Annotated in this window: 20 protein-coding genes; 12 read left to right on the top strand and 8 right to left on the bottom strand. The window is 60.5% G+C overall.

The genetic code is table 11. The features are described 5' to 3' along the window. Positions 1-64: 64 nt before the first annotated feature. Together ACF8O8_RS03345 and yaaA are read right to left on the bottom strand one after the other, a co-directional pair. A complete protein-coding gene (locus ACF8O8_RS03345; protein WP_010952417.1) occupies positions 65-1,381 on the bottom strand; it encodes a nucleotide sugar dehydrogenase in 1,317 nt (438 codons plus the stop codon). 800 nt (positions 1,382-2,181) lie between these two features. Then, a complete protein-coding gene (gene yaaA / locus ACF8O8_RS03340; RefSeq protein ID WP_392509239.1) occupies positions 2,182-2,961 on the bottom strand; it encodes a peroxide stress protein YaaA in 780 nt (259 codons plus the stop codon). Positions 2,962-3,098: 137 nt separating this feature from the next. Here yaaA and ACF8O8_RS03335 point away from each other — a divergent pair, with 137 nt between their 5' ends. From ACF8O8_RS03335 to moaE, 5 genes are all read left to right on the top strand, one after another. Further along, positions 3,099-4,226 carry a polysaccharide deacetylase family protein gene (locus tag ACF8O8_RS03335; RefSeq protein ID WP_049587329.1) on the top strand — a complete coding sequence of 376 codons (1,128 nt, stop codon included), beginning with the start codon at positions 3,099-3,101 and terminating at the stop codon, positions 4,224-4,226. A gap of 281 nt (positions 4,227-4,507) precedes the next feature. Next, positions 4,508-5,902, top strand: coding sequence for a PhoH family protein (locus ACF8O8_RS03330; protein ID WP_003251772.1), 1,395 nt, complete (start codon positions 4,508-4,510; stop codon positions 5,900-5,902). 195 nt (positions 5,903-6,097) lie between these two features. After that, on the top strand, positions 6,098-6,568 hold the full coding sequence (moaC, locus tag ACF8O8_RS03325) for a cyclic pyranopterin monophosphate synthase MoaC (protein WP_003251775.1): 471 nt from the start codon (positions 6,098-6,100) through the stop codon (positions 6,566-6,568). Beyond that, entirely contained in the window at positions 6,568-6,813 is a 246-nt protein-coding gene (gene moaD, locus ACF8O8_RS03320; protein WP_003251777.1) for a molybdopterin converting factor subunit 1, read from the top strand. The genes moaC and moaD overlap by 1 nt, the downstream gene beginning before the upstream one ends. A 2-nt stretch (positions 6,814-6,815) precedes the next feature. Further along, the gene (moaE, locus tag ACF8O8_RS03315) at positions 6,816-7,262 is read left to right on the top strand and encodes a molybdopterin synthase catalytic subunit MoaE (RefSeq protein ID WP_010952421.1); all 447 of its coding nucleotides are present in this window, start codon (positions 6,816-6,818) and stop codon (positions 7,260-7,262) included. 193 nt (positions 7,263-7,455) lie between these two features. Here the strand turns inward: moaE and rhlB are convergent, their stop codons facing one another. Next, the gene (gene rhlB / locus ACF8O8_RS03310; protein ID WP_010952422.1) at positions 7,456-8,898 is read right to left on the bottom strand and encodes an ATP-dependent RNA helicase RhlB; all 1,443 of its coding nucleotides are present in this window, start codon (positions 8,896-8,898) and stop codon (positions 7,456-7,458) included. A 100-nt stretch (positions 8,899-8,998) separates the two neighbouring features. Then, positions 8,999-9,655 (bottom strand): alpha/beta hydrolase, encoded by a 657-nt coding sequence (locus ACF8O8_RS03305; protein ID WP_392509238.1) that lies wholly within the window; start codon positions 9,653-9,655, stop codon positions 8,999-9,001. 332 nt (positions 9,656-9,987) lie between these two features. Between ACF8O8_RS03305 and ACF8O8_RS03300 the strand changes: the two genes are divergently transcribed. The 4 genes from ACF8O8_RS03300 (at position 9,988) to ACF8O8_RS03285 (ending at position 14,145) form a co-directional block, all read left to right on the top strand. Continuing rightward, complete coding sequence (locus tag ACF8O8_RS03300; protein ID WP_003251785.1) at positions 9,988-11,016, top strand: amino acid ABC transporter substrate-binding protein; 1,029 nt, start codon at positions 9,988-9,990, stop codon at positions 11,014-11,016. Positions 11,017-11,083: 67 nt separating this feature from the next. After that, positions 11,084-12,262, top strand: coding sequence for an amino acid ABC transporter permease (locus ACF8O8_RS03295; protein ID WP_392509237.1), 1,179 nt, complete (start codon positions 11,084-11,086; stop codon positions 12,260-12,262). Positions 12,263-12,272: 10 nt separating this feature from the next. Next, entirely contained in the window at positions 12,273-13,370 is a 1,098-nt protein-coding gene (locus tag ACF8O8_RS03290; protein ID WP_392509236.1) for an amino acid ABC transporter permease, read from the top strand. Positions 13,371-13,380: 10 nt separating this feature from the next. Beyond that, complete coding sequence (locus ACF8O8_RS03285; RefSeq protein ID WP_003251792.1) at positions 13,381-14,145, top strand: amino acid ABC transporter ATP-binding protein; 765 nt, start codon at positions 13,381-13,383, stop codon at positions 14,143-14,145. Positions 14,146-14,274: 129 nt separating this feature from the next. Here ACF8O8_RS03285 and algW read toward each other — a convergent pair whose 3' ends face one another. Beyond that, positions 14,275-15,435: a Do family serine endopeptidase AlgW gene (gene algW, locus ACF8O8_RS03280; RefSeq protein ID WP_014592300.1), complete on the bottom strand. Its 1,161-nt coding sequence runs from the start codon at positions 15,433-15,435 to the stop codon at positions 14,275-14,277. 168 nt (positions 15,436-15,603) lie between these two features. Here algW and ACF8O8_RS03275 point away from each other — a divergent pair, with 168 nt between their 5' ends. From ACF8O8_RS03275 to cysN, 3 genes are all read left to right on the top strand, one after another. After that, the gene (locus ACF8O8_RS03275; protein ID WP_010952428.1) at positions 15,604-16,362 is read left to right on the top strand and encodes a Nif3-like dinuclear metal center hexameric protein; all 759 of its coding nucleotides are present in this window, start codon (positions 15,604-15,606) and stop codon (positions 16,360-16,362) included. 201 nt (positions 16,363-16,563) lie between these two features. Continuing rightward, complete coding sequence (gene cysD / locus ACF8O8_RS03270) at positions 16,564-17,481, top strand: sulfate adenylyltransferase subunit CysD (RefSeq protein ID WP_003251799.1); 918 nt, start codon at positions 16,564-16,566, stop codon at positions 17,479-17,481. Between the two features lie 16 nt (positions 17,482-17,497). Next, positions 17,498-19,399, top strand: a complete 1,902-nt coding sequence (gene cysN / locus ACF8O8_RS03265) for a sulfate adenylyltransferase subunit CysN (protein WP_003251801.1) — start codon at positions 17,498-17,500, stop codon at positions 19,397-19,399. Positions 19,400-19,493: 94 nt separating this feature from the next. Here the strand turns inward: cysN and ACF8O8_RS03260 are convergent, their stop codons facing one another. The 3 genes from ACF8O8_RS03260 to ACF8O8_RS03250 all read right to left on the bottom strand — a co-directional run bounded on the left by ACF8O8_RS03260 (position 19,494) and on the right by ACF8O8_RS03250 (position 22,604). After that, on the bottom strand, positions 19,494-19,757 hold the full coding sequence (locus tag ACF8O8_RS03260) for a bacteriocin immunity protein (protein WP_392509235.1): 264 nt from the start codon (positions 19,755-19,757) through the stop codon (positions 19,494-19,496). Beyond that, on the bottom strand, positions 19,754-22,012 hold the full coding sequence (locus ACF8O8_RS03255) for an S-type pyocin domain-containing protein (protein WP_392509234.1): 2,259 nt from the start codon (positions 22,010-22,012) through the stop codon (positions 19,754-19,756). The genes ACF8O8_RS03260 and ACF8O8_RS03255 overlap by 4 nt, the downstream gene beginning before the upstream one ends. Before the next feature lie 112 nt (positions 22,013-22,124). After that, a complete protein-coding gene (locus tag ACF8O8_RS03250; RefSeq protein ID WP_003251803.1) occupies positions 22,125-22,604 on the bottom strand; it encodes an Lrp/AsnC family transcriptional regulator in 480 nt (159 codons plus the stop codon). Positions 22,605-22,616 lie beyond the last annotated feature (12 nt).

The raw sequence follows: 22,616 nt of genomic DNA, 5'->3' as shown, positions 1-22,616 counted from the left end.
GGGAAAGGGTGGGCAGCGAGGAGGCGGCTCTTGTCGAGTGCCTCATCGCTGCCCGGCCGGGCACTTACCAGCAGATGCCTTCGGTACGGGCGGTGGTGCTGGTCGGTTTGTTCATGAAGCCGACCAGGTCGATCACCTGCTTGCCGGCTGGCGCTTGCAGGGCCAGCGCACGGAACTGCTCGTCACGGTTGCCGAGGACGATGATGTCGGCGTTGTCGATCACCTGCTGCAAGTTGGCGTTGAGCAGCGACGACACGTGCGGGATCTTCGACTCGATGTAGTCCTTGTTGGCGCCGTGAACACGGGCGTACTGGACGTTCTCGTCGTAGATGTCCAGCTGGTAGCCCTTGCCGATCAGGCGCTCGGCCAGTTCCACCAGCGGGCTTTCGCGCAGGTCGTCGGTGCCGGCCTTGAAGCTCAGGCCCAGCAGCGCGACCTTGCGCTTGTCGTGGGCTTCGATCAGCTCGAAGGCGTTCTGCACCTGCGATTCGTTGCTGCGCATCAGCGAGTCGAGCAGCGGTGCACGGACATCGAGGCTGGCGGCGCGGTAGGTGAGGGCGCGTACGTCCTTGGGCAAGCAAGAGCCGCCGAAGGCAAAGCCAGGGCGCATGTAGTACTGGGACAGGTTGAGGACCTTGTCCTGGCAGACCACGTCCATCACTTCGCGGCCATCGACGCCCACGGCCTTGGCGATGTTGCCGATTTCGTTGGCGAAGGTGACCTTGGTGGCGTGCCAAACGTTGCAGGTGTACTTGATCATTTCGGCCACTTCGATCGGCTTGCGGATGATCGGGGCGTCGAGCTCTTCGTACAGGGCCTGGAGGATGTCACCGCTGGCGCTGTCCAGTTCGCCGATGACTGTCATCGGTGGCTGGTCGTAGTCCTTGATCGCGGTGCTTTCACGCAGGAATTCCGGGTTGACCGCCACGCCGAAGTCGACGCCGGCCTTCTTGCCCGAGCAGTCTTCGAGGATCGGGATGACCACGTTCTTGACGGTGCCAGGCAGTACGGTGCTGCGCACCACGATGGTGTGACGGCGGGTGGTGTCACGCAGCACGTAGCCGATTTCGCGGCACACGGACTCGATGTACTCCAGGCCCAGGTCGCCGTTTTTCTTGCTGGGGGTGCCCACGCAGATCATCGACACATCGCTGGCACGGATGGCTTCGGCGAAGTCGGTAGTGCCGCGCAGGCGGCCATTGGCGATGCCCTGTTGCAGCAGTGCTTCCAGGCCAGGTTCGACGATGGGCGACTTGCCCTGGTTGATCAGGTCGATCTTGGTGCTGGACACGTCCACACCGATCACTTCATGGCCACGCGCCGTCAGGCAGCCTGCACAGACTGCACCCACATAACCCAAACCAAAGATGCTGATACGCATCGCTATCACCTCATGTGTTTATCACGCCGACGCCTCCGCAGAGAGCCGGGCTGGGTTGATTAACAACAGTTTTCGGGCGCACGGATCCATGGCGAATGCACACTTCGCCGAGCGCAGGCAAAATAAATCCGGAACGCAAAAAGTTATGCGCTCAAAGTTGGCACTCAATAGCCATTCATTAAAAAACGTGCCCTGAAATGCAGCCGTCTTTATTGCAATGCGCTACTTGGCGCGTTGCTGTGCTTGTTTTTTCAAGTGAATAAATCCTTTGAAATCAACCACTAGGACGATTTGTAAGGGGCGCGTCTCTCCTGCATGGACAAGGTCTTCGGAGGTTTCCGTGATCCCTGTCGATTTTCTCATGGCGGGCAGTGGATACCCGCTGCTGTCATCTGTAAGTCATCTCTCACAGCCCGTAGGCAGGAAAATCGTTACGGCACTATGAGCGATTGGCTTTGGCAGAAGTTCCTGAGCCAGTTTCGCCCGAATGAAAGATTTCTAAATATTTATTCAGTTGCGGACAGTTTCAAATTGATAGCACGCGGGTGTTTCACCCCCGTGTATAAAGGACGTAACTGTTGCGAGATATTTTTATGCCAGCATCTGAAAATTTTTTTCAGAATTCGTCAAAAAAGGTATGAACGGTCTTATGGCGTTTGGCGATAAAGGGAGGTGCGACGGATTTTTGGCGTCGGATTCGTGGCGTGATGGCGGTTTGCAGCGTGCCCTGTTGCAGGGCAGAGGCGGATCACGGCGGCTGACCTCTTCGCGGCTTCAGCCGCGAAGAGGGCGTGACAGGCTCACTCCGCGGGGTGATCGCGCAGGAACACCAAATGGTCTGGCTTGGACTGCTCGGCACTGTAGTAGTACCCCTGAGCATCGAACTGCTTGAGCTGTTCCGGGGTGCTGATGCGCTGCTGGATGACGAAGCGGCTCATCATGCCGCGGGCTTTCTTGGCGTAGAAGCTGATGATCTTGTACTGACCGTTTTTCTGGTCCTTGAAGTCGACGTTGATTACCCGGGCCTTCAGTGCACTGCGTTTCACTGCACTGAAATACTCGTTACTGGCCAGGTTCAACAGCACGTCATCGCCTTGGTCGGCCAGGGCCTGATTCAGCCATTCGCTGATGCGCGTGCCCCAGAAGGCGTACAGGTCCTTGCCGCGGGCGTTGGCCAGCTTGGTGCCCATCTCCAGGCGGTAGGGCTGCATCAGGTCGAGCGGGCGCAGCAGGCCATATAGGCCCGAGAGCATGCGCAGGTGGCCCTGAGCGTAGCTGAAGTCGTCTTCACTCAGGCTCTGGGCATCGAGGCCGGTGTACACGTCACCCTTGAACGCCAGCAGCGCCTGCTTGGCATTGGCCGGGGTGAAGTCTGGGGTCCAGCTGCCAAAGCGCGCAGCATTCAGGCCGGCGAGCTTGTCGGACAGGTGCATCAGCTCGCTGATCTGCGCCGGCGACAGTTCGCGCAGCTGCTGGATCAGGGCCTGGGATTCATCCAGGTACTGGGGCAGGGTGAAACGCTCGGTCACTGGCGGGGTGTCGTAGTCGAGGGTCTTGGCGGGGGAAATCACCGTCAGCATCGGGTCGGCTCCTGGCATCGTTGGCCGAGGATTCTACGGGGTGGGCGGTACAAGTCCAAACTATGGCGACGATAGTCACAGCCCATGGTCGGTGCAGACGCTATAGTTCGCGTTTTGTCGTTGCGGAGCCTTCCACTGTGCGCATTGCTTCTGCCTTGCTGGCCGGCCTGCTGAGCCTGGCCGTGCAAGCCGCCCCTTCACCCCAGGTCAGCCTGGACCGCAGCCTGTGGCCCGAACAGCTGGACAGCCCGGCGCTGTTCGATGTGGCCTCTCGGGCAGAAATCCTTTCGTTCGCTCAAGCGCTGCACGAAAGCGAGTTGCTGGATGACGCAAGCCTGGCGGCCCGGCTGGGGTTGCGGCAGATCAATCTGCAGAAGGTGCGCCAGATTCGGGCGCGCATGTGGCAGCGGTTGTGGGAGGGGTATCAACAGGCGCAGCGCAGTTGTGAGCAGGATGCATCATTCTGCTACCCGGTTACGTCCATGGCGGAGTTGCGCACACAAGCGGCGACGTTCGCTGCCGATGTCGGTGCGTTCTATACCGGCTGGATCGAGCCGAGCCACCAGTTCCATGTCCGCTACCTGGACGAGCAACTGCGCAAGGCGGCGTTGCTGCCGCAGACCAGCAGCGAAATCGAGCGGCTGTCTTCGCGTGAGCGCAAGGGTGACGAACTGAACGACCGCATGTTCCTGCTGACCTTTGTCGGCGGGCCCGGGCCCGAGGGGGGCAGTACGGATCTACTCACCGATTACCTGCGCCGGCAAAAGCTCGAAGGCACGTTCTTCACGCTTGGTAACCGCTTGCAGCAACGCCGTGATGGTGCCTCGGCAAACGCCTTGCGCCAGCTCTATGACGGGCAGTGCGTGGGTATCCAGGGGTGGGAGTACCGCTCCCATGCGCAGTGGACCGACTGGCAGGATTCGCTGCGGCGCAGCCAGGCGCGGGTGCAGGCTGATCTACCCGAGCAGTATGTGCCGCTGTTCCGTCCACCTTATGGCCAGCGCCGGGCTGACGGCGAGGCGTTCATGGCCCGCCAGCAGTTGCGGGTATCGTTGTGGGACATCGATGCCCAGGATGACGGTGCATTGAGCGCAGAGGCATCCGCACAGCGCGTATTGACCCTGATGTTGTTGTGGCGCAAGGGCGTGATCCAGTTTCATGACAGCCTTCCCAAGGCGCAGCCGGCGGTGGATTGGCTGCTGCGCAATACCGCGCAAAGCGGCATCGGCTGGGAGGATTGCCGGGAATATGGATACCGCGAATAGAGGGTATGACTTCTGAGCGTAGTCCCCTCTGACGCTGGCGCCAAGGCCTCTTCGTCAATCGGAAAAATAAACTTCAAAAATGCGTAAAAGTGCTTTTTTCGGTCATGGTTTTTGCGGTATGAAGAAACCAGACAGCCGATTCCTGCAGCACAGGTGGCGTCATCCAGGCCCACCTAGCCAGGTTCGCTTCCCGCCCGTAACAACGCGGATACGGGGACAGCGGCAGTCACTCTGCGGCGTAACAGACCACGCCGTGTGGCTTCGACATAAGGTGACCGAGTATGGATGACCAAGGACGCAACCCTTCCTCCAGCAAGCCAATCCTGTATGTGCTCGATACCAACGTCCTGATTCACGACCCTAACGCGTTACTGAACTTCGAGGAGCACCATGTCGCCATCCCGATGACGGTGCTGGAGGAACTCGACAAGCTCAAGACCGGCAAACAGAGCATCGCCGCCGAATGCCGCCAGGCCATCCGCCTGATAGACCAGACCCTCGGTGACGCTTCGCCCAGCGATGTCGAGCAGGGCGTACCGATCCAGCGCAACAAGAGCGGCCCCAAGGGGTTCCTGTCCATCCTGATGACCCCGCGCAACGAGCCGAACAAGCTGTTGCCGGAAAACCTCAACGACAACATCATCATCAACCAGTTGCTCGAAGTCCGGGCCCGGCGCACCGACCTGGACGTCGTGCTGGTCACCAAAGACATCAACATGCGCCTGAAGGCGCGCGCTTGCGGTATAGCGGCTGAGGACTACAGCACCGACCAACTGGTCGATGACGTGTCCTTGCTGTCCAAGGGCTACCATTCGGTCACCGGCTCGTTCTGGGACCGCGTGAGCAAGGTCGATACCCGCCAGGAGCGCGGCCGCACCTGGCATCGGGTGCAGATGATCGACAACCTGCCAGCCGTGCACGTCAACGAGTTCATCATCGATGAGCAGGGCTTCGTCGGGTGGATCAAGGGCATTCGTGACGACGAACTGTTGCTGCTCGACCTGCACCAGGAGCCATTGCTGCACCAGGAAGCCTGGGGCCTGAAACCACGCGATATTCACCAAAGCCTGGCGTTGTTCGCCCTGCTGGACCCGGATATCCACCTGGTGAACCTGACCGGCGCCGCCGGCTCCGGTAAAACCATCCTGGCGCTGGCTGCGGCCATCGAGCAAACCATGGTCAGCAAGCGCTACCGGCGCATCATCGCCACCCGCAGCGTGCAGGGGCTGGACCAGGAGATTGGCTTCCTGCCGGGTACCGAAGCAGAGAAGATGGAGCCGTGGCTGGGCGCCATCACCGACAACCTCGAAGCCTTGCACATGGATGACGAAAGCACCCATGGCAGCGTCGAATACATCCTTGAGCGCGTGCCGCTGCAGTTCAAGTCGCTGAACTACATCCGTGGCCGTAGCTTCCAGCAGAGCCTGATCCTGATTGACGAGTGCCAGAACCTGACGCCGCACCAGATGAAAACCATCATCACCCGTGCCGGCTCCGGGTCCAAGGTGGTCTGCCTGGGTAACCTGGCGCAGATCGACACCCCCTACCTGTCCGCGACCAGCTCGGGCCTGACCTATCTGACCGAGCGCTTCAAGGACTTCCCCCATGGCGTGCACATCACCCTGCAGGGCGTGCCTCGCTCGGTGCTGGCCGAGTACGCCGAGTCTCATTTGTAAACCTTGTAGCCGGGCAGATTACTGCCCGGCCTCTTCGTGGACGCGCCCGTTCACAGGAACTCCACTTGATTCGAGGCCGTGGAGCTCTTGTGGGAGCGGGCGTGCCTGCGAAGAGGCAAAACCTGCCGACACATACCTCTGCTCAAACCTGACCCACAGGTTTACACTGCGAACTCCCTTCACAGGAGCAAAGCAGTGCTGACACATCTTGATTCCCAGGGGCGGGCCAACATGGTCGACGTCACTGAAAAGGCCGTGACCGAGCGCGAGGCTACCGCCGAGGCGCGGGTGCGCATGTTGCCGCAGACCTTGCAGATGATCGTCGATGGTGAACACCCCAAGGGTGACGTGTTCGCCGTGGCGCGCATTGCCGGGATACAGGCGGCGAAAAAAACCAGCGACCTGATTCCGCTGTGCCACCCGCTGATGCTCACCAGCGTCAAGGTCGAGCTCAGCGCCGAGGGGCAGGATGCCGTGCGCATCGTCGCCCGCTGCAAGCTGGCCGGGCAGACCGGTGTGGAGATGGAGGCGCTGACCGCCGCCAGCGTGGCCGCGCTGACGATCTATGACATGTGCAAGGCTGTGGATAAAGGTATGGTCATCGAGCAGGTGCGCCTGCTGGAAAAACTCGGTGGCAAGAGTGGCCATTACAAGGTGGAGGCGTGATGAAGGTCAAGGTGATGTACTTCGCCCGTTACCGCGAACTGTTGGGCGTGGATGCCGAGCGGGTGGAGGGGGCGTTCAAGGTGCTCGATGATGTGCGCCAGGCCTTGGTAGCCAAGGGCGGGCAGTATGAAGTGCTGGCCGAGCAGAACCTGATGTGCGCGCGCAACGAAGAGCTGTGCAAGCTCGATGAGCCGCTGGAAGAGGGCGATGAAGTGGCGTTCTTCCCGCCGGTGACCGGAGGCTGAACATGGCTGTGCGAGTGCAGGAAGGCGCGTTCGACCCGGGGGCTGAGACCAATGCCATGCATGCAGCCAATGTGGGCGTGGGCGCGGTGGTCGGTTTTGTCGGCTATGTGCGGGATTTCAACGATGGCCGCGAAGTGGCGGGGATGTTCCTCGAACACTATCCGGGCATGACCGAAAAGGCCCTGGCCAAGATCGTGGTCGAGGCCGAGCAGCGTTGGCCGCTATTGAAGGTGGAGGTGCTGCACCGCATCGGTGCGCTGGAACCGGGCGAACCGATTGTGTTCGTGGGGGTGGCCAGTGCCCATCGGCAGGCGGCGTTCGATGCCTGCAACTTCATCATGGACTACCTGAAGACCCGGGCGCCGTTCTGGAAGAAGGAGAATACTCAGGAAGGGCCAAGGTGGGTGGAGGGGCGGCAGAGTGACCAGGATGCGGCGGGGCGCTGGTAATCAAGGCGCCACCGGTCGCCTGTAGGAGCGGGTTTACCCGCGAAAGGGCCGGCCCTGCTGGCCAATCTCCACCCGCCGTTCACCGTTGCCGCCACTACCGTATTCGCGGGTAAACCCGCTCCTACAGGGGGGCTTGTGTGGCGATTGGGCCGCACAAGGCCGCTCCCACAGGGCGCGTGTAGCCCGCTGAAGGTCAGTGATGCTTGCGCGGCACCGGCTTGAGCAGTTCATCCGGCGGCATCTCGCACTTGATCTTGCGCCCCAGCAGCGCTTCGATCGCCGGCAGCTGATACGAGTCATCCTCACCGGCAAAGCTGATCGATACACCACTGGTGCCGGCACGGCCGGTACGGCCAATGCGGTGCACGTAGTCGTCAGGGTCTTCCGGCAGGGTGAAGTTGATCACGTGGCTGATGCCATCGATATGGATCCCGCGCCCGGCCACGTCGGTGGCCACCAGCACGGTGATGCGCCCTTCGCGGAAGCTCTCCAGGGTTCGGATGCGCTTGTGCTGCGGCACGTCGCCCGACAGCTGGGCGGCATTGATACCGTCGCGTACCAGCTTTTCCTCGATGCGCCGCACTTCGTCCTTGCGGTTGGCGAACACCATCACCCGTTCCCACTTGTTCTGGGTCACCAGGTTGTACAGCAGTTTGTACTTGTCGCTGCCGGCCACCGCATACACGTGCTGCTCCACCGTTTCGCTGGCCACGTTCTCCGGCTCGATCTCGACGATGGCCGGGTTGGTGGTCCACTGCTTGGCCAGGTTCATCACATCGTCGGTGAAGGTGGCGGAGAACAGCAGGGTCTGGCGCTCGCTTTTCGGCGGTGTCTGACGAATGATTTGGCGGACCTGGGGGATGAAGCCCATGTCGAGCATACGGTCGGCTTCGTCAAGCACCATCACCTCGACCATGTCCAGGTGCACTTCACCACGCTGGTTGAAGTCCAGCAGGCGGCCCGGCGTAGCCACCAGAATATCGCAGTGGCGCGCTTCCAGAGCTTTGAGCTGCTTGTCGAAGTCCATGCCACCGACGAAGCTCATCACGTTCAGGCCGGTGTACTTGGTCAGGGCAGCGGCGTCCTTGGCGATCTGCACCACCAGCTCGCGGGTGGGGGCGATGATCAGCGCCCGCGGCTCGCCCATGTAGCGCTCTTTAGGCGGTGGCGTCTGCTGCAACTGGGAAATGATCGAGATCAGGAAGGCGGCCGTCTTGCCGGTGCCCGTCTGGGCCCGGCCGATGGCGTCCTGGCCACGCAGGGTGTAACCCAGGACCTGCGCCTGGATCGGCGTGCAGTACGGGAAGCCCAGGTCGTGGATGGCGTGCATCAGCTCGTTGGACAGCTTGAAGTCGTGGAAGCGGGTTTTGCCTTCCTGCGGCTCGACCACGAAGTCTTCGGGCTTCCACAGGCTGGCCTGTGGCTTGGGCTTGCGTTCGCGGCGCGGTTTGTCCTTGGCCGGTTGATCGGCAGGTGGCGTCGCGGCGGCAGGTTGCTCAGCCTTGGGGGCGGGGTTGGCATGGGGTGCGGCCGGTTTTGCCGCGGGCCGGGCTTCCGGCGTCACGCTGGCAGCAGGAGCGGCGGCTTGTGGCGCGGCCTCTCCCTTGCCGAATATTTTTCTGAGTGCTTTGAGCACGGTCGTCTCATCAACTGATTAAGGAATGTACGCCGGGCAGTGTAATGCAAGATCCGGGCGCGGCGTAGCGGAATACGCCCACAACTACAAGCGAGGCTGCCTATTGCAGCTGCTTGCTCAGCCAGTCGTGGATATCGTTCAGTTCTTCGACCGCCACTTCGTGTTCCATCGGGTATTCGTACCAGCGGGCAGCGACGCCCCAGGTGTTCAGGTACTCGAAGGCGGTACGGCCCATGGACGGGATGACCACCGAGTCATGCACGCCATGCAGGCACAGGGCCGGGGTGCGTTGCTGGCAGGCACTCAACTGGTGCTGGTCATTGAAGGTGGGGGCATAGGTGGACAGGGCGATCACCCCGCCCAGTGCTTCCTGCCACTTTATATAGGCAGTGTGCAGCACCACCGCGCCGCCCTGGGAGAAGCCGGCCAGGAAGATCCGCGTCAGGTCGATGCCTTTGGCCTGTTCGGCCTTGATCAGGGCAACCACCTGCTCGGCAGATTCTTCCAGCTGCGCTTCGTCGATGGCACGGGCCGGGGTCATGGCCTTGATGTCATACCAGCTGGGCATGGCATAGCCGCCGTTGATGGTCACGGGGCGGGTCGGTGCCTGGGGCATGATGAAGCGTGTGCTGAGCAAGCGCTCCTGCATGAATTCGGCCACAGGTAGGAAGTCGTAACGGTCGGCCCCCAGACCGTGCAACCAGATCACACAGGCGTCAGCGGTTTTCTGTGGTTCGAGAATCAGCGGGTTGGTCATGACTGCTCCGAAAGTGTGCGGGTCTTGTTATGGCGTGCGTGAAAAGAAAGCACCGGAAATGATTGTCGGAAAAAGAATGTCGCAACGATACAACTTTTCCTACTTGACGAGCGCTTAAACGCTACAGCCAGAAAATTTGGTACGCGGTTTGCAACTACACCTGTGATGCAAAGGGCAGGCCGTGACGGTAACACCCTCTGCACGCGAAGGCTGTCACAGAACAGTCCATTGCGCCAATTGACCCAATAACAAGCCAATACGGGTCGGATACGCCTCAAAAGGGTGCGGTGCAATTCCGGCTCGATACAACAAGAGCGATTTGGAGGTTGTGAATGAAGATGTTGAAAACCACCCTGGCAGTCCTGACCGCTGCCGCCGCGCTGGGCGCCGTGAGCACTGCCCAGGCCGGCGCCACCCTCGATGCGGTAAAGAAGAAGGGCTTCGTCCAGTGTGGCGTGAGCGACGGTCTTCCAGGCTTCTCGGTACCTGATGCGCAGGGCAAGATCGTCGGCATCGATGCCGATGTCTGCCGCGCCGTGGCCGCCGCCGTGTTCGGCGATGCCACCAAGGTCAAGTTCAGCCAGCTCAACGCCAAGGAACGCTTCACTGCCCTGCAGTCGGGCGAGGTCGACGTACTGTCGCGTAACACCACCTGGACCAGCTCGCGCGATGCCGGCATGGGCCTGGTGTTCGCGGGTGTCACCTACTATGACGGCGTCGGCTTCCTGGTCAACAAGAAGCTCGGCGTTTCCAGCGCCAAGGAGCTCGATGGCGCGACCATCTGCATCCAGGCAGGCACCACCACCGAGCTGAACGTGTCGGACTTCTTCCGCGCCAATGGCCTGAAGTACACCCCGATTACCTTCGACACCTCTGACGAGAGCGCCAAATCGCTGGAGTCGGGCCGTTGCGACGTGCTGACTTCGGACAAATCGCAGCTGTTCGCCCAGCGCTCCAAGCTGGCCGCGCCGACCGACTACGTGGTGTTGCCGGAAACCATCTCCAAGGAGCCGCTGGGCCCGGTAGTGCGTAAAGGCGACGAGGAGTGGTTCAGCATCGTCAAGTGGACCCTGTTCGCCATGCTCAATGCCGAAGAAGCGGGCATCACTTCCAAGAACGTCGAGGCCGAGGCCAAGGCCACCAAGAACCCGGATGTCGCCCGACTGCTGGGTGCGGATGGCGAGTATGGCAAGGACCTCAAGCTGCCCAAAGACTGGGTAGTGCAGATCGTCAAGCAAGTGGGTAACTATGGCGAAGTGTTCGAGAAGAACCTGGGCCAGAGCACTGACTTGAAGATCGACCGTGGCATGAACGCCCTGTGGAACAACGGCGGCATCCAGTACGCGCCTCCAGTGCGCTGATGGCTGCACCCTGCGGCGGCATCCCGCCGCCGCAGGCTGTTCGAATCCCTACTGTCCGGGGCACTTCATGCAAAATCAAATCGGCGCACCCAAGGGCTTGTCCCTTAACGATCCGCGTGTGCGCGCGTGGCTGTTCCAGATCCTCACGATCGTCTTCGTGGTCGGCCTGGGCTGGTACCTGTTCCACAACACGCAAACCAACCTGCAACACCGGGGCATCACCTCGGGCTTCGACTTCCTCGACCGCAGTGCCGGCTTCGGTATCGCCCAGCACCTGATCCCCTATGTGGAATCCGACAGTTATGCGCGGGTGTTCGTCATCGGCCTGCTCAATACGCTGTTGGTGACCTTCATCGGCGTCATTCTGGCGACGATACTGGGCTTCATCATCGGTGTGGCTCGCCTGTCACCGAACTGGATGATCAACAAGCTGGCGACCGTCTATGTGGAAACCTTCCGCAACATTCCGCCGTTGTTGCAGATCCTGTTCTGGTACTTCGCCGTGTTCCTGACCCTGCCGGGACCGCGGGGCAGCATCAACATCGACGACATGTTCTTCATCAGCAACCGCGGCCTGAACATGCCGGGTGCGTCGATGGCCGACGGTTTCTGGCCATTCGTGGTGGCCCTGGCAGTAGCGATTGTCGCGATCGTGCTGATGGTGCGCTTTGCCAACAAGCGCTTCGACGAGACCGGCGTGCCGTTCCACAAATTCTGGGTGGGCCTGGCGCTGTTCATCGCCATCCCAGGGCTGAGCGTGTTGCTGTTCGGCAGCCCGGTCAGCTGGGAAGTGCCGCAGCTCAAAGGCTTCAACTTTGTCGGTGGCTGGGTGCTGATCCCCGAGCTGCTGGCGCTGACCCTGGCGCTGACTATCTATACGGCAGCCTTCATCGCCGAAATCGTGCGTTCCGGCATCCGTTCGGTCAGTCATGGCCAGACCGAAGCCGCGCGCTCGTTGGGCCTGCGCGAGGGCCCGACCCTGCGCAAGGTGATCATCCCCCAGGCACTGCGGGTGATCATTCCGCCGCTGACCAGCCAGTACCTGAACCTGGCGAAGAACTCTTCGCTGGCGGCCGGTATCGGCTACCCGGAGATGGTCTCGCTGTTCGCCGGTACCGTGCTCAACCAGACCGGCCAGGCCATCGAGGTGATCGCCATCACCATGAGTGTCTATCTCGCCATCAGCATCAGCATTTCGCTGCTGATGAACTGGTACAACAAGCGCATTGCGCTGATCGAGCGGTGAGGATACGCCTGTGAATGCCCATGTTTTCAAACCCGATATGCCGCCACCGGTGAAAACCGTCGGCGTGCTCGCATGGATGCGTGCCAATCTGTTCTCCAGCTGGCTTAACACGCTGTTGACCCTGTTCGCCATCTACCTGGTGTGGCTGATCGTGCCGCCGTTACTGCAGTGGGCGTTGATCGATGCCAACTGGGTTGGCACCACGCGCGCCGATTGCACCAAGGAAGGCGCCTGCTGGGTGTTCGTGCAGCAGCGCTTTGGCCAGTTCATGTACGGTTATTACCCGACTGAACTGCGCTGGCGTGTGGACCTGACCGTGTGGCTTGCCGTGCTCGGCGCCGCGCCGCTGTTCATCAAGCGTTTCCCGCGCAAAGCCTTCTACGGCCTGGGCTTCCTGGTGCTGTACCCGGTGCTGGCCTACACCCTGCTGCACGGGGGGTATCTGGGCCTGGAAAGCGTACCGACCAGCCAGTGGGGCGGGCTGATGCTGACCCTGGTGATCGCCACCGTGGGCATCGTCGGCGCCTTGCCGCTGGGCATCCTGCTGGCACTGGGCCGGCGTTCGAGGATGCCGGCCGTGAAAGTGGTGTGCGTAACCTTCATCGAGTTCTGGCGGGGCGTACCGCTGATCACCGTACTGTTCATGTCGTCGGTGATGCTGCCGTTGTTCCTGCCAGAAGGCATGAGCTTCGACAAGCTGCTGCGGGCGATGATCGGTGTGATCCTGTTCCAGTCGGCGTACATCGCCGAGGTGGTGCGCGGCGGCCTGCAGGCCATCCCCAAGGGCCAGTACGAAGCCGCCGCGGCCATGGGCCTTGGCTACTGGCGCTCGATGGGGCTGGTGATCTTGCCGCAGGCGCTGAAGCTTGTGATCCCCGGCATCGTCAACACCTTCATTGCCCTGTTCAAGGACACCAGCCTGGTGATCATCATCGGCCTGTTCGACCTGCTCAACAGCGTCAAGCAAGCAGCCGCAGACCCTGCCTGGTTGGGCATGGCCACCGAGGGCTACGTGTTCGCCGCCCTGGTGTTCTGGATTTTCTGTTTCGGTATGTCCCGCTACTCCATACATCTGGAGCGCAAGCTGGACACTGGCCACAAGCGTTAGGAGTTTCGAAATGAGTGAAGCGATCAAGCAGCCTGCTGGCCCCGAAGGCATCATCCAGATGCAGGGTGTGAACAAGTGGTACGGCCAGTTCCATGTGCTCAAGGACATCAACCTGAACGTGCGCCAGGGCGAACGCATCGTGCTGTGCGGGCCGTCCGGCTCGGGCAAGTCCACCACCATCCGCTGCCTTAACCGCCTGGAAGAGCACCAGCAAGGGCGCATCGTGGTCGATGGCGTGGAACTGACCAACGACCTCAAGCAGATCGAGGCCATCCGCCGCGAGGTGGGCATGGTGTTCCAGCACTTCAACCTGTTCCCGCACCTGAGCATCCTGGAGAACTGCACCCTGGCGCCGATGTGGGTGCGCAAGATGCCACGGCGCAAGGCCGAGGAAATTGCCATGCACTACCTGGAGCGTGTGCGGATTCCGGAGCAGGCACACAAGTACCCTGGCCAGTTGTCTGGTGGCCAGCAGCAGCGTGTGGCCATTGCCCGCGCGTTGTGCATGAAGCCCAAGATCATGCTGTTCGACGAGCCGACCTCGGCACTGGACCCGGAAATGGTCAAGGAAGTGCTCGATACCATGGTGGGCCTGGCCGAGGATGGCATGACCATGCTCTGCGTGACCCACGAAATGGGCTTTGCCCGTACCGTGGCGAACCGGGTTATCTTCATGGACAAGGGCGAGATTGTGGAGCAGGCCGCGCCGGATGACTTCTTCGACCGGCCGCGCAGTGACCGGACCAAGTTGTTCCTCAGCCAGATCCTGCATTGATGCTGTTTGGGCTGCGCGGCAGCCCTTCGCGGGCACGCCCGCTCCCACAGGTTTAGCGCTGGCTTTGGAGCCTGCGTAATTCCTGTGGGAGCGGGCGTGCCCGCGAAGGGCCGCAACGCGGCCCTGGGTTTATTTCTCTTCCTGGCTGGCAGCCGGCGCCGGTGGCGGCCGCAGCCCCACCTCGGCGATCAGCTTCAACTGCTGCCCGTTGCGCATCACCTCGATGGTTATCTTCTCGTTGGGCTTGATCCGCGCTACCTGGTTCATCGACTTGCGTCCGTCGCCGGCCGGCTCGCCATTGATGCTCAGGATCACGTCACCCAGGTGCAACCCGGCCTTGGCCGCTGGCCCTTCGCGGAAGATACCCGCCACCACGATGCCTGGGCGGTCCTTCATGCCGAACGATTCTGCCAGCTCCTGGCTCAGTGGCTGCACTTCGATACCCAGCCAGCCACGGATCACCTGGCCGTGTTCGACGATCGACTTCATCACCTCCAGTGCCAGTTTTACCGGGATGGCGAAGCCGATGCCCTGCGAGCCACCCGACTTGGAGAAGATCGCGGTATTGATGCCGATCAGGTTGCCATTGGCATCCACCAGCGCACCACCGGAGTTGCCCGGGTTGATCGCCGCGTCGGTCTGGATGAAGTCTTCGTAGTTGTTCAGCCCCAGCTGGTTGCGGCCAGTGGCGCTGATGATGCCCATGGTCACAGTCTGGCCGACGCCGAACGGGTTGCCGATGGCCAGCGATACGTCGCCGATGTGAATGGTGTCGGAACGGCCGATGGTGATCGCCGGGAGGTTCTTCAAGTCGATCTTCAGCACCGCCAGGTCGGTTTCCGGGTCGCTGCCGATCACGCGGGCCAGGGTTTCGCGGCCATCCTTCAGGGCTACGACGATCTGGTCGGCGCCGCTGGTGACATGGTTGTTGGTCAGCAGGTAGCCCTCTGGGCTCATGATTACCGCCGAACCCAGGCTTGATTCCCAGCGGCGCTGTTTGGGCAGGTTATCGCCGAAGAAGCGGCGGAACTGCGGGTCTTCGAACAGCGGGTGGGCGCTTTTGTTCACCACCTTGGTGGTGTACAGGTTGGCCACCGCCGGGGCGGCCAGGGTCACGGCGTCGGCGTACGACACCGGGCCTTGCATGATCCGGGTAGTCTGTGGCGCTTGCTGCAGGTTGACGTCCTGGCTGGGCAGCCCGACCCATTGCGGAAAACGCTGGATGATCAGCATGGCGATCAGTATGCCGGTAAGCAGGGGCCAGCCGAAGTAACGCAAAGCCTTGAACATGAACGAATCCTGGAAAGAGCATGGGCCAGCGGCCTGGCAGTGGGGCATGAGCGCGCGCGATCATACACCGGTTCCCCCAGTGACAGCGACGGCCCATAATGGCCGGCATTATACGGGCGTTCGTCAGGCGTTGCGCCCGAGAAAAGCGCAGTTTTCGAGGAGATTTTCATGGCCGTCGCTCTAAACACCCTGGTCGAGGAAGCCGAGCGTTACCTGGGCAGCGCGAAGATCCAGGATTATTGCCCAAATGGCCTGCAGGTCGAAGGCCGGCCGCAGGTCAGCCGTATTGTCAGTGGTGTTACCGCCAGCCAGGCATTGCTGGATGCCGCGGTCGAGGCCGAGGCCGATCTGGTGCTGGTGCACCACGGTTATTTCTGGAAGGGCGAGAACCCGTGCATCACCGGTATTCGCCAGCGTCGCCTGAAGACCTTGCTGAATAACGATATAAGCCTGTTGGCGTTCCACCTGCCCTTGGACGTGCACCCGGACGTGGGCAACAATGTGCAGCTGGCGCGGCGACTGAAGATCACTGTCGAAGGGCCGCTAGACCCGGAAAACCCCAAAGTGGTCGGGCTGATTGGTTCGCTCGCCGAATCCATGACCGCGCGCGATTTTGCCCGCCGGGTGCAACAGGTGCTGGGGCGTGAGCCGTTGCTGGTCGAAGGCAATGAAATGATCCGCCGGGTGGGCTGGTGCACCGGCGGCGGGCAGGGCTATATCGACACGGCGATTGCCGCTGGGGTCGACCTGTACCTGACCGGCGAGGCGTCCGAGCAGACCTACCACAGTGCGCGCGAGAATGGCGTCAGCTTCATTGCTGCCGGGCACCATGCCACTGAGCGCTACGGGGTGCAGGCGCTGGGCGATTACCTGGCACGACGGTTTGCCGTGGAGCACCTGTTCATCGATTGCCCGAATCCCATCTGAAGGCGGTGTCGCCCCCTTCGCGGGCCTCATAGGAGCGGGTTCACCCGCGAAGAGGCCGGCCCTGCCAGCCCAAACCCCCAGTCATATCGTTAGACTTTTTCGATCTAGCCAGCCTCCTAAATAGAAGCAGCTGCTGTGATAAAGTGGCTCGCTCGAACACGGCCCGCAGGCCGTCCATAAGATCGTTTTTCGTGAGTAGCCATGGTCGACAAACTGACGCACTTGAAACAGCTGGAGGCGGAGAGCATCCACATCATCCGCGAGGTGGCCGCCGAGTTCGACAACCCGGTGATGCTGTACTCGATCGGCAAGGACTCCGCCGTGATGCTGCACCTGGCGCGCAAGGCCTTCTTCCCGGGCAAGCTGCCGTTCCCGGTGATGCACGTCGACACCCAGTGGAAATTCCAGGAGATGTACAGCTTCCGCGACAAGATGGTCGAGGAAATGGGCCTGGAGCTGATCACCCACGTCAACCCCGAGGGTGTGGCGCAAGGTATCAACCCGTTCACCCATGGCAGTTCCAAGCACACCGACATCATGAAGACCCAAGGCCTGAAGCAGGCGCTGGACAAGCATGGTTTCGACGCTGCCTTCGGTGGTGCGCGCCGCGACGAAGAGAAGTCGCGGGCCAAGGAGCGTGTGTATTCGTTCCGTGACAGCAAGCACCGCTGGGATCCGAAGAACCAGCGCCCCGAGCTGTGGAACGTGTACAACGGCAAGGTCAACAAGGGCGAGTCGATCCGCGTCTTCCCGCTGTCGAACTGGACCGAACTGGATATCTGGCAGTACATCTACCTTGAAGGCATCCCGATCGTGCCGCTGTACTTCGCCGCCGAGCGTGAAGTCATCGAGAAGAACGGCACCCTGATCATGATCGACGACGAACGCATCCTCGAGCACCTCTCCGAGGAAGAAAAAGCCCGCATCGTCAAGAAGAAGGTGCGTTTCCGTACCCTCGGCTGCTACCCGCTGACGGGCGCTGTCGAGTCGGAAGCCGAGACGCTCACCGACATCATTCAGGAAATGCTCCTGACGCGCACTTCCGAGCGCCAGGGCCGGGTCATCGACCACGATGGCGCCGGTTCCATGGAAGACAAAAAACGTCAGGGCTACTTCTAATTTTCAGGGTTACTCCATGTCGCACCAATCCGATTTGATCAGCGAAGATATCCTCGCTTATCTGGCTCAGCACGAGCGTAAAGAACTGCTGCGTTTTCTCACCTGCGGCAACGTGGATGACGGCAAGAGCACCCTGATCGGGCGCCTGCTGCACGACTCGAAGATGATCTACGAGGACCACCTCGAGGCCATCACCCGCGATTCGAAGAAAGTCGGCACCACCGGCGAAGAAGTCGACCTGGCGCTGCTGGTAGATGGCCTGCAGGCCGAGCGCGAGCAGGGCATCACCATCGATGTCGCCTACCGCTACTTCTCCACCGCCAAGCGCAAGTTCATCATCGCCGACACCCCGGGCCATGAGCAGTACACCCGCAACATGGCCACCGGTGCGTCCACCTGCGACCTGGCGATCATCCTGGTCGATGCCCGCTACGGCGTGCAGACCCAGACCCGTCGCCACAGCTACATCGCGTCGTTGCTGGGTATCAAGCACATCGTGGTCGCGGTCAACAAGATGGACCTGAAGGGCTTCGATGAAGGCGTCTTCGAGTCGATCAAGGCCGACTACCTGAAGTTCGCCGAAGCCATCAACCTGACCCCGAGCAGCCTGCACTTCGTGCCGATGTCGGCGCTCAAGGGTGACAACGTGGTCAACCACAGCGAGCAATCGCCGTGGTACGCCGGCCCGACGCTGATGGAAATCCTCGAAACCGTCGAGGTTTCGGCTGACCGCAACTTCACCGACCTGCGTTTCCCGGTGCAGTACGTCAACCGTCCCAACCTGAACTTCCGCGGCTTCGCGGGCACCATCGCCAGTGGCGTGGTGCACAAAGGTGACGAGATTGTCGTGCTGCCGTCGGGCAAGAGCAGCCGGGTCAAGTCCATCGTCACCTACGAAGGTGAACTGGAAAACGCTGGCCCAGGCCAGGCCGTGACCCTGACCATGGAAGACGAGATCGACATCTCCCGTGGCGACCTGCTGGTACATGCCGACAACGTGCCGCCGGTCACCGACCAGTTCGACGCCATGCTGGTGTGGATGGCCGAGGAGCCGATGCTCCCGGGCAAGAAATACGACATCAAGCGTGCCACCAGCTACGTGCCAGGCTCGATTGCCAGCATCACCCACAAGGTCGATGTGAACACCCTGGAGCAGGGCGCTGCCAGTGCGCTGCAGCTGAACGAGATCGGCCGCGTCAAGGTAGCCCTGGACACCTCGATCGCCCTCGACGGTTACGACAGCAACCGCACCACCGGTGCGTTCATTGTCATCGACCGCCTGACCAACGGCACCGTTGGCGCCGGCATGATCATCGCCCCGCCAGTCTTGCCACACGGCAGCACCGGCCATCATGGCAAGCAGGCCCACGTGTCCACCGAAGAGCGCGCCCTGCGCTTCGGCCAGCAGCCAGCCACCGTGCTGTTCAGCGGCCTGTCGGGTGCTGGCAAGAGCACCTTGGCCTATGCCGTTGAGCGCAAGCTGTTCGACATGGGCCGTGCGGTGTACGTGCTCGATGGCCAGAACCTGCGTCACGACCTGAACAAGGGCCTGCCACAGGACCGCGCTGGCCGTACCGAGAACTGGCGCCGCGCCGCCCATGTGGCGCGCCAGTTCAACGAAGCCGGCATGCTGACCCTGGCTGCGTTCGTGGCCCCGGATGCCGAAGGCCGCGAACAGGCCAAGGCGCTGATCGGCAAGGAACGCCTGGTGACCGTTTACGTCCAGGCCTCGCCGCTGGTTTGCCGCGAGCGTGACCCGCAAGGCCTGTACGCTGCCGGTGGCGACAACATCCCGGGTGAAAGCTTCCCGTTCGATGTGCCGCTGGATGCTGATCTTGTGATCGACACCCAGGCCACCAGCGTGGACGAAGGCGTGAAACAGGTGCTGGACGTGCTGCGTCAGCGTGGCGCGATCTAAGCGCTAGCCTGCAAGGAAAACCCCGCTTCGGCGGGGTTTTTTCTATTGCTCAGTTCGGGTGAAAAGGCCCTCAGAGTTCAGGGCCTTGCTCGTGTTAGCTGGGCTTGAAACCGTCTTTACCGTTGGCTAGCCGCCATTGCTTGACTATTTCTAGTACTTTTTCAGGTTTACCATTTTCCTTTGGGTTTGGTCTGTACAAAAGATCGTAGCCTGAGGGGTGTTCAGTGATTTTTGAAAAATGATCAAGAAGTCCTCCCAGTACATGATCGGGTTCTTCCAAGTTGGCTCTGTGGATTTCAATTATGAGTGCCAAGAATTCGTTTTCGGTATAGTCAGAAAGGTTGGTTTTTTCACTCATGGTTTTGTTCCGTAGTGAATGCTGTTGTGCGATAGCGGTGTGACAATACGAATGTTATCCATGTCATAAACGCCGCCCCCTTCACTGATCGGGATTACATGATGAAGTATAAAGGTCTTTTGGCTCAGGTGGCTGTCTGGGAAATCGACTATCGGTGAGTAGCCGTTTTTTCTCATCCGACTCAGGCTCATTTCATCAAATTGCTTTGAAAGCTCAGGATCATTAGCCACCGCTTTCCAGAACTGTCGCCGGAATGCGTCAAAATTTCTGAATTCCCTACTTTTAAGAAGTTCTGCAATTTGAGCAGGAATCGGAGCACCCTCAAGGCTGGCTGCCTCCTTTCGCCATGTATCTGACACCTGTGCACCATGTCCGGTCGATGTTCCTGCCTCGTATCGCGGGCTCTTGAACACCACCAGAATAGGCGGTAATCCGGAGTCCATGGGGAAGGTGATGATCAGCCGTTCCTGGTCCAGCAGATCAAGCGCGGGGTAACCCTCCTGCTCGGTGACGACAGGGTTCAGGCTGCTGCCGGTGTACACGACGGTACCAGGCGGGACTAGCGGTAGGCTGGTGGAGTTTCCCTCATCGCCACCCGGCGCGCTGGCGGGTGTCCAGGTCAGAATCCGTTGCGGATTATCCAGCGCCAGGCTGTAGACCTGCCGCTCGCTGTCGAACGTTGCTGCGCGTACCGCCACCGGCTTGCCACTCGGCACCACGTAGAGATCCAGTTCGTTTTCGTTCTCAACCCCCGCCAGAAGGTAGGGCAGGTCGATGCTGGTCGAGGATGCCGCCAAGGCAGCAAGGTCGGGCCCACCGGCAGGGCTAAGGCTGTCGAGTGGGGTGCTGATGAGGTACTGGCGTTCACTGTTGCCCAGCGTTGATGGCCAGGCCATCGCAAGGGTGCCTACTGCGACCGAAGGGACAGTCGTAGCAACAAGCCGGGTAAGTGCCGCTGCGATCGATTCAGCCAAGGCAGAGTAAGCCGCTTCGGCTACGGCAAAAGTGGTAGCCCCAATTGGGATTACGGCAGGTGTGGATACCGCTAGCCGCGCTTCATTGATATAGGAGACACTACGCCGCAAAGCCTCTTGCCTTTGGCGCTCGGCTTCAGCAGCCAAGCGTTCGGCTTCGGCCTGCTGGCGTGCAGCTTCTTCCTGTGCAGCGAGTTGAGCCTGGAGGTTTTCCACTTCAGCCGCGCGCTGCATCAGGTTCTGCGTGGCACCTGCATATACCCCCAGGAATCTGATCGATTCGGTTAGCGCCAGTGCCAGGTGGTATTCCTGCCAGCGTGGGCCAGCCCGGCGCAACCGTTGCTCATCTACAAGGTGCAAAAGCCCTTCAAGTTGTGGTTTCGACAGGGGGCTGTTGATGCGCGGGTTTTGATCTTGATAGGGGGGAACTTGCGACTGCTTGGCCTGCACCAAGGCGGCAGCAGTTGCCAGGTAGGTACTGAAGGTTTGGACAAGCGTGAGCGTGTCGTCAATGACGGTTTGACCCAGCTCATGCTGAAGGACGTTGGGTAAACAATCGAAATGTATTTGTCGCTCTGTGTGGATCTGCGCTGTTCTACGCGCAATCACCTGCAACAAATCCAGCGGTTGCTGGCTGAGTTCTTCCTGATCTACCTGGCTTGCCAGTGCTCGAAGTTCGTCAGCCAATGCTTGGTGCTTCTGAGCTTCCAGGTGTAAACGGTACGTACCCTCCCAAGACTTCTGCAGCCTTGTGGCCCATTCCACGCCTAATTCCTGGCCTGTTGTTGCTGCGAAGAAACCCGGGTCTAGAAACCGGCTCATCATTGAGTCGCCCCGCTTGTAGAATGCGGGTACGCCAAAGTAGTTGTTGGCGTCGGGTAAAATCTGCAGATAACCATCACGAATCTGGCTGATGCGCGACGACAGGATTTGTTGCTCTGTTACGAATGGTGATGCCGCGCCGTTTGTACTGCTCGCCTCGGCTTTGATCTGGGCTTTTAGTGCATTTATAGTTTCAGGAAGCTGGTTTGTTTCATGAGCATACTTATCTGAATAGTCCTTTTCGATGATTTGAAATTCTTCTGTCAGCACCCTACGCGTGGAAATAACCCGAGCAATATCATTTTTGGTTGGGCTGGTGCCGCGTGGATAACCATCGCTTAGCCCCCAGCCACCTGAGCCCGGCCCACCGCCACCGATAAAACTCAGTTCAATACCTGTAGGTGCTTGCGCACTGATGTATAGCGCCTCATCGAGATAATACGTATTGTCCCGTGCCATGTAGGTTCTCCTGATCACTACATGGGCTAGGTTTACGTATATCGAATTTGCGGTATGTCAGCTGCAGCCTGTCAATCAGTAGGAAGCTTCGTGTTGCTCGGAAAGATCCGTCTCAGATATGTTTCTCCGACACCGGTATCACCCGTCTTTCCTTCACCGCTTTGTACGAAAAACTCGAATAGATCTCCTTCACCCCCGGCAACCGCTGCAGCACTTCCCGGGTAAATTCGCCAAACGACTCCAGGTCCCGTGCCAGGATCTCCAGCAGAAAGTCATAGCGGCCGGAGATGTTGTGGCAGGCGACGATCTCGGGGATTTCCATCAGGCGCTGTTCAAACGCCAGCGCCATGTCCTTGGTGTGCGAGTCCATCATGATGCTGACGAACGCGGTCACACCAAACCCCAGCGACTTGGGCGAGAGGATGGCCTGGTAGCCGGTGATGTAGCCGTTTTCCTCCAGTAACTTGACCCGTCGCCAGCAGGGCGAGGTAGTCAGTGCCACCTGGTCGGCGAGTTCGGCAACGGTGAGACGGGCATTGTCCTGCAAGGCGGCGAGCAGGGCGCGGTCGGTGCGGTCGAGGCTTGAAGGCATTTTTTGCCCTCC

It is taken from the genome of Pseudomonas sp. TYF_14 (assembly GCF_043105275.1).
Lineage (GTDB): Bacteria > Pseudomonadota > Gammaproteobacteria > Pseudomonadales > Pseudomonadaceae > Aquipseudomonas > Aquipseudomonas alloputida.
The sequence above is the reverse complement of the archived record's forward strand: the minus strand, read 5'-3'. Positions and strand labels throughout refer to the sequence as shown.